Source organism: Paenibacillus sp. JMULE4 (assembly GCF_013337105.1).
Classification (GTDB): Bacteria; Bacillota; Bacilli; order Paenibacillales; family NBRC-103111; genus Paenibacillus_G; species Paenibacillus_G naphthalenovorans.
The window spans coordinates 806,500-819,033 of record NZ_SGWF01000011.1 but is presented as its reverse complement, the minus strand read 5'-3'; the positions used below and the strand labels follow the sequence as shown (position 1 = coordinate 819,033).

At 51.9% G+C, this 12,534-nt stretch carries 12 protein-coding genes; 1 reads left to right on the top strand and 11 read right to left on the bottom strand.

Annotated elements, in window-relative coordinates; translation table 11 throughout:
* Positions 1-32: 32 nt before the first annotated feature.
* The gene (locus tag EXW96_RS09300; RefSeq protein WP_174350392.1) at positions 33-1,034 is read left to right on the top strand and encodes an inorganic phosphate transporter; all 1,002 of its coding nucleotides are present in this window, start codon (positions 33-35) and stop codon (positions 1,032-1,034) included.
* A gap of 46 nt (positions 1,035-1,080) precedes the next feature.
* On the opposite strand, the gene EXW96_RS09295 is transcribed toward EXW96_RS09300, so the two are convergent.
* The 11 genes from EXW96_RS09295 to EXW96_RS09245 all read right to left on the bottom strand — a co-directional run bounded on the left by EXW96_RS09295 (position 1,081) and on the right by EXW96_RS09245 (position 12,455).
* A complete protein-coding gene (locus EXW96_RS09295; protein WP_174350391.1) occupies positions 1,081-1,704 on the bottom strand; it encodes a redox-sensing transcriptional repressor Rex in 624 nt (207 codons plus the stop codon).
* Positions 1,704-4,553, bottom strand: coding sequence for an ATP-dependent DNA helicase DinG (gene dinG, locus EXW96_RS09290; protein WP_174350390.1), 2,850 nt, complete (start codon positions 4,551-4,553; stop codon positions 1,704-1,706). Before dinG ends, EXW96_RS09295 begins: the two co-directional genes overlap by 1 nt.
* A gap of 87 nt (positions 4,554-4,640) precedes the next feature.
* Positions 4,641-5,282, bottom strand: coding sequence for a tetratricopeptide repeat protein (locus tag EXW96_RS09285; RefSeq protein WP_174350389.1), 642 nt, complete (start codon positions 5,280-5,282; stop codon positions 4,641-4,643).
* A 120-nt stretch (positions 5,283-5,402) separates the two neighbouring features.
* Entirely contained in the window at positions 5,403-5,786 is a 384-nt protein-coding gene (gene panD, locus EXW96_RS09280) for an aspartate 1-decarboxylase (RefSeq protein WP_054818304.1), read from the bottom strand.
* 28 nt (positions 5,787-5,814) lie between these two features.
* On the bottom strand, positions 5,815-6,684 hold the full coding sequence (gene panC, locus EXW96_RS09275; RefSeq protein WP_062408836.1) for a pantoate--beta-alanine ligase: 870 nt from the start codon (positions 6,682-6,684) through the stop codon (positions 5,815-5,817).
* A 21-nt stretch (positions 6,685-6,705) separates the two neighbouring features.
* Complete coding sequence (panB, locus tag EXW96_RS09270) at positions 6,706-7,572, bottom strand: 3-methyl-2-oxobutanoate hydroxymethyltransferase (protein WP_062408837.1); 867 nt, start codon at positions 7,570-7,572, stop codon at positions 6,706-6,708.
* Positions 7,573-7,844: 272 nt separating this feature from the next.
* Positions 7,845-8,816 carry a biotin--[acetyl-CoA-carboxylase] ligase gene (locus EXW96_RS09265; protein ID WP_062408838.1) on the bottom strand — a complete coding sequence of 324 codons (972 nt, stop codon included), beginning with the start codon at positions 8,814-8,816 and terminating at the stop codon, positions 7,845-7,847.
* On the bottom strand, positions 8,813-10,123 hold the full coding sequence (locus tag EXW96_RS09260) for a CCA tRNA nucleotidyltransferase (protein ID WP_254611290.1): 1,311 nt from the start codon (positions 10,121-10,123) through the stop codon (positions 8,813-8,815). Before EXW96_RS09260 ends, EXW96_RS09265 begins: the two co-directional genes overlap by 4 nt.
* Positions 10,124-10,137: 14 nt before the next feature.
* Positions 10,138-11,304, bottom strand: coding sequence for an N-acetyl-alpha-D-glucosaminyl L-malate synthase BshA (gene bshA, locus EXW96_RS09255; RefSeq protein WP_062408839.1), 1,167 nt, complete (start codon positions 11,302-11,304; stop codon positions 10,138-10,140).
* A gap of 36 nt (positions 11,305-11,340) precedes the next feature.
* Positions 11,341-12,039: a bacillithiol biosynthesis deacetylase BshB1 gene (gene bshB1 / locus EXW96_RS09250; RefSeq protein ID WP_054818303.1), complete on the bottom strand. Its 699-nt coding sequence runs from the start codon at positions 12,037-12,039 to the stop codon at positions 11,341-11,343.
* Positions 12,036-12,455 (bottom strand): methylglyoxal synthase, encoded by a 420-nt coding sequence (locus EXW96_RS09245; RefSeq protein WP_174350442.1) that lies wholly within the window; start codon positions 12,453-12,455, stop codon positions 12,036-12,038. Before EXW96_RS09245 ends, bshB1 begins: the two co-directional genes overlap by 4 nt.
* Positions 12,456-12,534 lie beyond the last annotated feature (79 nt).

Below are 12,534 nucleotides of genomic sequence, written 5' to 3'. Positions count from 1 at the left end.
CTAAGGAACCCCAGCATGCTTAGGAGGACATTATGTTAACTATACTTATCATCATCGTCGCCTTGGCGTTGATCTTTGACTTTATTAACGGCTTTCACGATACGGCCAACGCTATCGCAACCTCCATATCTACAAGGGCATTATCGCCGCGTTTTGCCGTATTTTACGCAGCGGTGCTGAACTTTATAGGTGCATTGTTTTCTTCAGAAGTTGCCAAAACCGTGGGCGGAAGCGTAGCGAATCCTGCTACGATCGAGAACGGCATGTATGTTGTTATCGCCGCCTTACTATCAGCCATTATCTGGAACCTGCTTACGTGGTATTACGGGATTCCCTCATCGTCATCTCATACGCTTATCGGATCGCTGGCCGGAGCGGTCATCGCCGGAGGCGGGCTTAGCAGCGTCAACTGGTCGGGATTCCAACAAATCGTACTGATTCTCATTTTATCGCCTATCGTTGCATTTGGCACCGGCTTTATCATTATGTGGATTATCCGTCAACTGATATTGGCGAGCGGCAATCAATCACGCTCCAAGCTTAACCGTACTTTCCGCGGCTTTCAGATTTTATCGGCCGGGCTGCTGTCCTTTTCTCACGGGGGGAACGACGCTCAAAAGGCCATGGGGATTATCGTATTCGGATTGGTTGCTCTCGGCTACCAATCGGATTTGGAAGTTCCGCTTTGGGTGAAACTTTCCGCGGCCACCGCTATGGGGCTCGGAACTTCGATCGGCGGCTGGAAAATCATTAAAACCGTGAGCAAAAAGCTGCTGAAGATTGAACCGATCAACGGCTTTGCCTCCGACCTGAACTCATCCATCGTGATTCAAACGTCCACCCATCTCGGGATGCCGCTTTCGACGACCCATGTCATTTCGTCATCGATTATCGGTACCGGTTCAGTCCTGAGATTTCATGATGTCAAATGGGGCACAGTCACCCGGATGGTCATGACCTGGGTCATCACGATCCCGATCAGCATGGTGCTGGCCTTTCTGATTTACAAAATTATTTTCCCCTTTATATCGTAAAAAAAGACAAGCCCGGTGCAACTGGATCATTGCACCGGGCTTCCTTTTATTCCTCCAAATAATAGGCCAGACTTTGCAGATCCGTCGTGAAATCCGCATGGTGTACGCGAACCCCGCTGGGCACCTTGATAATCATCGGAGCAAAGTTGAGAATGGCTTCCACCCCTGCCTCGACAAACTGGTTGGCCACATGCTGCGCCTCCATGGCAGGAACAGTTATGATCCCGATCCGCACCTTCAGCGCTTGAATCGTATCGCAAAGCTCCTCCATCGGTTTTACCTTCAAATTGTTGATCGATTCTCCGATTTTTGTTTTTTGGGAGTCGAACACGGCCACAATTTTCATGTTATCCTTAAGATAAGCGTTATAATTGCATAACGCCCGGCCCAGATTCCCTGCACCGACCAATGCAACCGGGATCACCTTGTCGATCTTTAATATTTGCCGGATTTTTTCAATCAGATAGTCCACATCGTATCCAATGCCCTTTTTCCCGAATTCTCCGAAATAGGCCAAATCCTTGCGGATTTGAGCAGGGTTTAAATCCAGCTTTTGCCCCAGGTCCTGAGAGGATACCGTTTGTACGTTTTTCTTGCTGAGTTCATTCAGAAATCGGAGATAGATCGGAAGCCGACGAACAACCGCTTCGGATATTTTCGGAGTTTTCATTATGCATTTTCACCCATCCACTGCTTTATTCTTGGTACCAACTGATTCGAATTCATGTGCTCGATCTTCGGGCCTGGCAGCGAATATAAGAAATACTTGCCATAGTTCGTATCGATAACGCGAGTGTCGTATATAATCACAATTCCTTTATCCGAAGCCGTTCGCACCAGACGTCCGAAGCCTTGCTTGAAGCGAATGACCGCCTGGGGTACGGACAGCTTCATAAAAGGATTCTGGTTCTTTTGCTTCAGCTTTTCCATCTTCGCTTCAACAAGCGGATGATTCGGAGGCTGAAACGGAAGCCTCACAATCGCCAGACAGCTGAGCGCATCGCCGGGAATGTCCACACCTTCCCAAAAGCTGCTCGTCCCAAGCAGCACACTGGCTGGGTTGCTTTGAAATAACCGGGTCAGCTTGCTTCGGTTGCTGCTGTCTACGCCTTGACCAAGTACGGTCACTCCGAATGAAGAGAGCATGTCCTTCAATCCCGCATGAGCGACCTTGAGCATCCGGTTGGATGTAAACAATACCAGCATCCGGCCGCGCGTTTCGAGCGCCACTTCCGCCAGCGACGGCACCAGCTTGTCCAGAAATTCCTTCTCGCCGCTGGCTCCCCGCAGCGTCGGAAAATCCCGGGGTATGGCGACCAGCGCCTGCTTGCGGTAATTGAAGGGCGATGGCAGCTGAACGGTTTTGAGCTTACCGTCCGGATCCCCGTAAGCCAGCCCCAGCTGCTCGCAGGTGTAATCAAACGATTTGCCGACCGAAAGCGTAGCTGAAGTCATAATCACGCTGTCCTTCACTCCGAAAAAGGTTTGACGCAGCATTTCGCTGACATCTACCGGCACACAGAAGAGCTGAAGCGAACGGTTCTTATTGTACATGCCGCCTTCGAGCCAGTAGACATAATTGTCATCGGGCATCGTCATAAAAAAATGCAGCGCATCCCGATGCCTGTACAGCTCCTTCACGGTTCCGGTCAAATCGGTGATCGAGCTTTGCACATCGTATTCGTCCTGAACCTCTTTGATTTCCATGATCATCCGGTCAAGCCGGTGCAATGCTTCATTGAAATGAAGCTGCATGTTCTCCTCTAAGATCAGCAGCTTGTCCCAGCCGGCGGGCAGCTTGTCCTTCTTCACCCGGTACACGAACGAGCTGCCCTCCGTTTGGCTGCCATCCCCCCCGGAAACAAGCAGTTGATAGAGCAGTTCGGTCAGCTGATCCCATTCCTCTTTTAGCTGCACCAGCTTCTCCACGGCCTGATCGATCATTGCGCACCAGCCTTGCGACCGTTCTTCCTCAAATTTCTGCAGCCGCAAGCGCAAGGAGGACAACTGGCCGGACCGGGAATCTTTATATAACCAATGCAGCGTATTCATCAATCCATGGTAGTGCAGGTCAATGCCCAAATGCTTGCCGGCCACTTCTTCAAAATGATGCGCCTCATCGATCACCAAATGTTTATATGCGGGCAGCAGCCGGTTTTCCGCTTTCGTATCCGTGAACAGCATCGAATGGTTTGTAATGATGACATCCGCCGTATTGGCGTCATGCCGGGCACGATGGTAAAAGCATTTTTTAAACCAGGGACATGCACGGTTCAAGCATGAATCCGCATCGCTTGCCACCGTATGCCAGAACTGTTGGCCTTTGTTTCCAAAATGAAGCTCCTCTTCATCTCCGCGCGCTGTCTCCCCAAGCCAAACCAGCATTTGACCTGCGGTGATCCGGTCGTCCCATCCGTGTTCAAAATCAAGCGAGTTCAGTTTTTGTTCGAATTTGCGCAAGCACAAATAATGGCTTCGGCCTTTGAAAACGGCCGCTTTGAAATGAACCGGAAATAAGCTTTCGAGCAACGGCAGATCCCGTTCCCGCAGCTGCTCTTGAAGATTGATCGTGTGGGTACTTATCAGTATTTTTTTGTCCTGCTTTAAACCGTAATATAGCGAAGGAATCAAATAGCCGAGCGATTTTCCGGTTCCCGTTCCCGCTTCAATAATAAGATGCTTGCCCTGCTCGAAAGCCGATTCCACTTCTCTCAGCATCGTAACTTGAGCTTCCCGGTCCTCATAGGCGTCAAAACGCTGCTTTAGGACCTGCTTCAGCTGATGGTAGAACGAATCAAAGTCTTCCGGCAGTTCGCCCGCCATTTTCTCATCATTTTCCGGCTCCTCCGCCCCCCAATCATTCACATTCAAAGCAAACTGGCGGAAATAGCGGTCCGAGTCCGTATCCAGCGGATTATGCAGTTCCTTATGCTGTCTCATTTCCCGAATAAACCAGCCAAAATCGTTAGCGGAGTCCTCGAAGAGCAATTCTAATCTCTGAAGTGTAAGCAGAGGAAGCGATTGAAAGCGTTCCATGCACTGGAGCCAGATGAGCGCCGTAGCTTCGGCATCGCTGTCGGCTTGATGCGGCCTGTCGTGCTTGATCCCGAAGGCATGACTGACCATGGATAGCTGCAGACTGGACAGGCCGGGATAAAGAATTCGAAGAGCATCTATCGTATCCAGCACTCTGCCGTCGAATGCAAAATATCCGCTTTCATCCAAAGCCCGCTGCAGAAACGCCAAGTCAAAAGGCGTATTGTGTCCCACCAGCACAGCATCCTGCAGCAGCGGCACCATCTCCGCGATCACACTTTCAATGTCCGGTGAATTCTTCACCATCTCGTCATCAATACCCGTTAGCGAGGTAATAGAAGAAGGTATACTCATGCCCGGGTTGACGAGTGAAGTATACCTGTCCGTAATTTCATAATCGTTTATAATAAAGAGCCCGACTTGGATAATTCGATCCGAAGCCGTGCTCCCGGTCGTTTCAAAATCCAAAACCGCAAATTTCATTGGTAGCTAGTCAATCCCTTCGTTCCCACTATTTCTATAGGATAACAAGATTACGGGCAAAAGGGAATAGCAAACTTAACCTGCGGTTTAAGAAGGTACCCGCGAGTTGGAAAAAGCAAATTCCAGCCCGCCCTTTTTCTCGCAACACACGCCCGAATCCAGCAGCGGTTGAACGCTGGCGGGATAAGTACGATAAGCCATATTGAAAAATTCGCAGGCCTTCTCCATATTGCGCTGCTCGGCTTGGATGCATCCCAATACATTATAAGAGATGGCCTTTATCTGCATATTTTCCGTGAGCTGTGTCAAAAAATGAAAGTGTGCATAGCTTTCATTCGTTTCTCCTTTGCGAAGATAAGACATCGCAAGATAGATGCGCGCCAGGGTAAAGTCCGGTTGGTGTTTGACCAGCTTATCGAATTCTTGAATCGCATCATCAAACATATGGAGCTTATAATAGCCCTGGCCGCGAATAAACCAATCCGTTCGTTTACCGGAAAGTTCCGGATCAAGCGGGTCAGCCGTTCCAAAAGAAACCCCCGGAACACTCATGAGCTTGCCCAGCTTTTCTTCGAAAAGCATCCATTCCTCAATGCAATTGTCGCTCATCGCCTTTAGCGCCCGCAGCTTTTCCTGCAATTGTTTACGTTTGTTGCCTGTAGAGGACGGGTATTCCGATATCACGTCATCGAGCATTTCGTTCATGGAAGCAAAAAGATGTTTAAACATTTCTCTAAGCACCCACCTTTACGCTTCTCGCTGACCATAGTCAGGGGCTTATTGATCCCTGCCTCGGCCCTCGACTTATTGTATCTTCATTGTTTGTCTCCCCGCCCTGTTTCATTCTCTCTACAGCACTGTGGAATGAATTTCTTCTTTCAGCACACTGATGACTTTATTCTGATCGCCCATGATCGCAATACGGGGAGTATGCGATCTCGCTTCCTCGTCGGACAGCATTACGTAAGATAAAATGATGACCGTATCTCCCGGATGGACCAGTCTGGCCGCCGCTCCGTTCAAACAGATGACGCCGGAGCCGCGGGGTCCCGGAATGATATACGTTTCGAAGCGCGCACCGTTATTGTTGTTGACGATTTGCACTTTTTCGTTCGGCAGCATATCGACGATATCGAGCAAATCCTGATCGATCGTAATGCTGCCGACATAGTTCAGGTTTGCTTCCGTTACGGTTGCACGGTGAATTTTGGATTTCAGCATGGTGCGAAACACGGCTTCCGCCTCCTGTACATATATGTTCTTACGCCCTCAGGTGAAACAAACGGTTATCGATCAGACGGGTGCTCCCGAATTTTACGGCCAAGGCCACAATGATTCGATCGGCCTCCGACAAAGCGCGGATCGGTTCCAATGCCGGATAGCTCAACACTTCCGCATAATCAATCTCGGCGAGCGGAGCCGTGCGAATGGTTGCGGTCACGGCTTCACGCAGCTCGTCAGCCGAGAGTCCGTCGCGCTTGTCCCGGATCATCCGCTCCGCGGTATCGAGCGCCTGAGACAAGACGACAGCCTGACGCCGCTGCTCCGCAGTTAAGTATACGTTGCGCGAGCTCATGGCCAGTCCATCGCTTTCCCGAACCGTAGGACAGGGTACGATCGTGACAGGGATATTCAGGTCATAAACCATCTGTTCAATGACAGCCACCTGCTGTGCGTCCTTCATTCCGAAATAAGCGTAATCCGGCTGCACGATATTCAACAGCTTGGTCACGACCGTCGCAACCCCGTCAAAGTGCCCGGGACGTGAAGCTCCGCACAGCCGCTGCGTTATTCCGGAGACAGAAACGATCGTTTTGGTGGGAGCAGGATACATCTCCTCTACTTGCGGGAAAAAGACAATATCGGTTCCGGCGGCACGCGCGATAGCCATATCCCGTTCTTCATCCCTCGGATACCGGCTGAAATCCTCATTCGGTCCGAACTGAATGGGATTAACGAAAATGCTGAGCACAACGACATCGCACTCCCGCCGCGCGGTGTCAAGCAGCGATTGATGGCCTTGATGAAGATATCCCATCGTGGGTACAAATCCGATTCGAGCCTCCGGCCGATTCCATCGGGTCTGACGGATGAATTGCCTAAGCTCCTGTATATGCTTTACGGTATGCATAAGTCCCTTTTCTCCGATCTTTTAACTTCTGGGGGAAGCAGCGCTTCCGTACAAGCTTGCCGCAAATTCTTCTTCCATACGGAACGTATGCTCTTGAGCCGGGAAGCGGCGTCCTTTCACTTCATCGACATATTGGCGGATGCCGCTGCGGATCAATTCGCCTATCGACGCGTACTGCTTGACAAAACGTTTCGGATGCAGCTCTCCTCCATACCCGAGCAAATCGTGAAATACTAGGACTTGGCCATCACAGGAAGCGCCTGCCCCAATGCCTATCGTAGGGATGGAAAGCTGTTCGGTGACATGTGCCGCAAGCTGATCGGTGACCAGCTCCAGCACAATCGCAAAGACTCCGGCCTCCTCCAATGCCTTCGCATCATCCATTAACTTTTGTGCAGCCGCGGGGGTTTTCCCCTGGATCTTATAGCCTCCGATTTGATGGATGGATTGGGGAGTCAGACCGATGTGTCCCATAACGGGAATCCCCGCTTGCACCAAGGCTTTCACGGCTGGCACGATTTCCGTGCCGCCTTCCATTTTTACCGCTTTGCTGTGCCCCTCCTGCATTAGCCTGGCCGCGTTCTTCAACGTTTCATCGATACTTCCGTGATAGGTCATAAAAGGCAAATCCGTTACGACAAAGGTCGTCTTCACCGCTCGCGTCACCGCTTTGGAATGATAAATCATGTCATTCAGCGTAACCGGAATGGTCGAATCATAACCAAGCACCACATTGCCCAGCGAATCTCCCACCAGTATCATATCGATGCCTGCCTGCTCCGCCAGCATGGCGGATGGATAATCGTAGGCCGTCATCATGCTGATCGGAACCCGGTCCTGCTTCATTTTTTGCAGTTTCGCCGTCGTTATCGGTTTACGTGTTTCCATAAAGCACCTCCGTCCACCTTTTTGTTCATAGTATTTCAAAGAACGGCCGGATTGTTGCAAAAGCAAAAAACCTTTTAGCCGGGAAAGCAGAGGCTAAAAGGTCACATGTTCTGTGTCATATGATCCTTCTGTCTCGGTCCGGTTAGGCTCAGAGCAGAATCCGACATATAGCATAAAGCAGCTTTTCAGTTGGGAAAACACAAAACGCAGGAGTGCAATTCCGGCCGGATACTGCCTCCGTGTGTTGATTATACCAATCATTACATGAAAAGTCACCTGAATTCGACATCGCCTGAATACATTTTCCTGATCGTCCCGTCCTGCAGTCTGATCGCAAGTGCCCCCAGCTCGTCAATCCCCTCAGCGTACCCGTCGACAAGGCCTTGTGCGGTTTGGCAGCGAATCGGCTTATGAAGCGATACTGACAGTGCCTCCCAAAGAAGCTTTATAGGGGCAAATCCCTGCTCATGGTACAGGGCATACAACTGCTCCCATTCCAGCAAAAAGCGGCAAAGCAGCTCCACTCTGTCAATCCGGTATCCGGCCTCGATAAAGAGCGATGTAGCCACATTACGCAGCTCGGGGGGATAATCGTCCGGTTCCAGGTTGACCCCGATGCCTACACCGGCAATAATATGCTGAAGCGTCTCATTCTCCGCGCTGGATTCGAGCAAAATCCCGGCCGCTTTTCGTCCGCCGATCAGCAAGTCATTGGGCCATTTGATGCCGGCCTCCACAGGGACTATAGCGCGGATGGCACGGCATAAGGCAACGGAAACCAGAAGCGTGAGCTGAGGAGTGAACGATAAGGGGATATGCTTCGGCCTCAGGATCATGCTCATCCAAAGACCTTTGCCCTTCGGAGAGTGCCACTGTCTGCCCATCCGGCCCCGGCCCGCCGTTTGGCGCTCAGCCAGAACAAGCGTTCCTTCAGGGGCCCCTTCCGCTACCAGCGATAAAGCAACCGTTTGGGTGGAATCCACTTCATCGTAATATTTGACATGCTTTCCGAAGCGCTCCGTTTGCAGCTTGCCGATAAAAGCAGGCAGATCGAATATGTCGGGCTTCGCAAGCAAACGGTACCCCTTGCGCGGTGCAGCCTCAAAGCGATACCCCTGCTGCCTCAGTCTTTCGATTTGTTTCCATACGGCGGTCCGGCTGATTTGCAATCGTTCGCTAAGCTCTTCCCCCGACAGAAAAGCTCCATTCGACTGCTCGAACAGCTCCAGTAGTCGATCGGTCATAGGGTCCCCTTCTTCTGCATCGTGACATATTCCCGCTCCGCCGTCTGAAGCAGCGCCTCCGTTTCATTCGGAAGCTCTCCAAGGGCGACTAGCTCCAGCAAACGGTTCAGCAGCTTGCCGGTCCATGGTCCGGATTTCGCCTTCAGGCGCTCAAGTACAGCTTGTCCCGTAACGGATAATTCCGATAACTCTCCTGCAGGCATCGTCTGAAGCCAACCGTGTCCGTGATCGCACCACCGCGTAACCGCCCCGGCGGCCAGCGGACTGCTGCACCTCGCTGCAAACCATAATGCATCAGCAGCCATCAATTCCCGGATGCCTCGAAGCGTTTCACGGCCATACTGTAAAGCGGTACGCAGCCACAGCCGTCTGTACTCTTCCTCTTCAGCAGAAGAGCGGTCCAGCCGCTCAAGCCCGTGTGCCAGCATATCCGCAGCCGCCGCGGTCCGCTTGATCTCCTCCATCATTTGCTTGGAAAAGGTCAAGGTTTTCATATCTTCTGCAGCTTCAGCAGGAGAGACGCCTGCACGGAGATAAAGGTAGGCCCACCGGAGCTCATCACGGGCAATCCGTTTTAAATCGGTGATGCTGTCGGGCCTTATGGCTGCCGCAAGCTTTAGCTCCCGTTTTACATGCTCCAGGGCCCGTGACCGAGAGAGCAGCTCGAGCGCCCGATTCGGATCGTTTCCTGCCAGCATCCGCTCCAGCTCCAAACGCACGCGCTCCATGGCAATGTGCCGCAGAAGAGGCATGCAGGCGATCAGCGCCTCCCAGGTCGGTCCGTCCACCTGCAGGTTATACTCCGCGGCAAAACGAATGCACCGCAGCATGCGAAGCGCATCCTCCCGAAATCTTTCTTCCGCTTCTCCGACACAGCGAAGCACGCCTCGCTGCAAATCGGCTCTGCCGCCAAAAGGATCGATCAGCCGGCCTTCGCGGTCGATAGCCATGGCATTCATGGTGAAATCCCGCCTTTTTAAATCCTCCAGCAAGCTGTCGATGTATTCCACTTCGCTGGGGCGACGGAACGCTTCATAGTCAGCCTCCTTGCGGAAGGTCGTGACTTCAAAAGGCCTTTTGCCGATGATGACGGTGACGGTCCCGTGCTGCAATCCTGTCGGTACGGTCCGCTCGAACAGCGCTATAACCTGCTCGGGTCTGGCCGATGTAGCAATATCATAATCTTTGACAGGACGGCCAAGCTGTTCGTCTCTGACACAGCCGCCTACCAGGCAGGCTTCAAATCCCTTGTCCGTCAGCCGGTGAACAATGGTCATCGCTTTTTCTCTTAACGATTCGGTCATCATTTCCGTTTTCCTTTTCAACATTGCAGAGGTTTTGCGCTCAAGGCCTCAGGTACAGGGCGTTCGAGCACCCGATAATAAAGTTCTTCGTACTGGCGTGTAATCAAGTCGTTACAGAAGGTATATCTCGCACGATACAAACAAGCCTCTCTCATGCGCTGATACATTTCGTTGTTCGTCAGCAGCATACGTGCATAAGAAGCCATCTGCTCCACATCGCCAATGTCCGCCAAATATCCGGTTTCCTCGTGTGTGATGAGCTCGGGGATGCCGCCGGCATTCGATGCGATGGTCGGCACTCCACAGGCCATGGCCTCCAGCGCCACCAGGCCGAAGCTTTCCTTTTCCGAGGGAAGCAGCATAAGATCGGCAAGCGACAGAAGCTGCGCCACATCATCCTGTTTGCCGCAAAATGTGACGCGTTCCTGGAGACCGAACTCCTTCACCTTGCACAGTACTTTGGAAAGCTCAGGCCCTTCGCCGACAAACAGCAATCTGGCCGGTATGTCCCGGTGAACCCGTTCGAATATGTCCACCACATCCATCACCCGTTTTACCGGTCGGAAGTTGGAGATATGGATCAATATTTTTTCATCCGGGTGGGCGAATTCCTTGCGAAGCGCCGTAACCTCCCGCGGATAATACACCCGTTTGTCTACGAAGTTGTAGGCCAGATCAATCGGCTTCTCAATCCCGAGCAGCTGGCGCGTTTCCCGGATTAAATCCTGGGAAACCGCCGTCACCGCATCGCTTTGGTTGATCGCATACCGGATCAAATCACTGAGAGACTCGTCCTCGGCGAGCACGGTAATATCGGTCCCATGCAGCGTCGTGACCACCTTGAGGTGAGAACCCACCATCTGCTTTGCGAGCAGCGCACAGACGGCATGAGGGATCGCATAATGCACATGGAGCAAATCCAGCTCCTCCTGCTTTGCCACCTGCGCCAATTTGCTCGCGAGCGAAAGATCGTAAGGCGGATATTTGAATACATAATAGTCGTTGACTTCCACTTCATGATAAAAAATATTTTTATGGAATTTTCCCAGCCTGAACGGCATGCTGTGGGTTATAAAATGAACCTGGTGCCCTTTCTCCGCAAGCAGCTTTCCGAGTTCTGTGGCTACGACTCCTGAACCGCCCAACGTAGGATAGCACGTAATTCCGATTTTCAACCGTTCCATCCTGCGCGCCTCCCTCGATCACAATCGATATACGTCTTAAAACAAATTCGTCAAGTAAGGCAGTTTGCTGATGAAGCCTTCGGCATAAGGCACCGAACGCTGCTGGCCAAGCAGCTGATCCCTGGCCTCTACCCGCTCCAGGTAGCCCTGATTTAGCGGGGTATGGACGTAATCATTCCCGGCGCCTGCCGCCTCGAATTGCGAGCGGTAGGCTTTCAGTGAAGAGCGCTTCTTCTCATAGACAGCGGTTACGTCTACCATGACATCCGGCGGAATGACATCGTTAATAAAATAAAAGTAGCTCTCCTGAACCGTATGCGCCGGAACATGCGGTATATACCTCCTAAGCTTCGCATTGAACAAAGCTTCCTGCACCAGCTTGCTGCACGCGATGTGATCGGGATGCCGATCCTCCCAATAAGGAGCGAATACGACGCGAGGCTTCCATTTGCGAATTTCCAGCACAATGCGCTCCACATATTCCGGCAGCAGATAAAGACCGCGGTCCGGGAGCTCCAGATTGCTCCTCATCGCAAGCCCAAGCCGCTCCGCCGCTTCCGCCGCTTCTTTACGTCGGGTTTCCACGTTTCCGTTGGAAGACATTTCAGCTGAAGTTAAATCACAAACACCGACACGGAGCCCTTGCTCCGTATGCTTAGCGATGGTGCCGCCCATTCCGATTTCAGCATCGTCCGGATGAGCGCCGAATATGAGCAAGTCCAACGATTCTTTCATCCGTCTACACCCGGCTTATATTTATGTACGAGCTCTCTCCAGGCAAAATCTCCCCGATCCAGTGCCTTGACCAGTATTTCAGCAGTTGCAATATTCGTCGCGCACGGGATTCCCTGCACGTCGCAAAGCCGGAGCAGCGCGATAATATCCGGCTCATGAGGCTGAGCCATCAACGGATCGCGCAGAAAAATAATCAGATCCATCTCATTGGTGGCTACCATGGCTCCGATCTGTTGGTCGCCTCCAAGCGGCCCCGACATAAAACGGTGCACGTTCAGCTTGGTTTTCTCCATAATGCGTGTTCCCGTCGTTCCCGTGGCATAAAGACGATGATGCTCAAAGACAGATTCATAAGCCGTTACAAAATTAACGATTTCATCCTTCTTGCGATCATGTGCAATCAGTGCAATATTCATAGGCATGTCATCCAGCTCCTCTTCTGCTCTGCCGCTTCCCTACAAAACAAGGACACTCGAACGGACCTTGCGGCCTGAT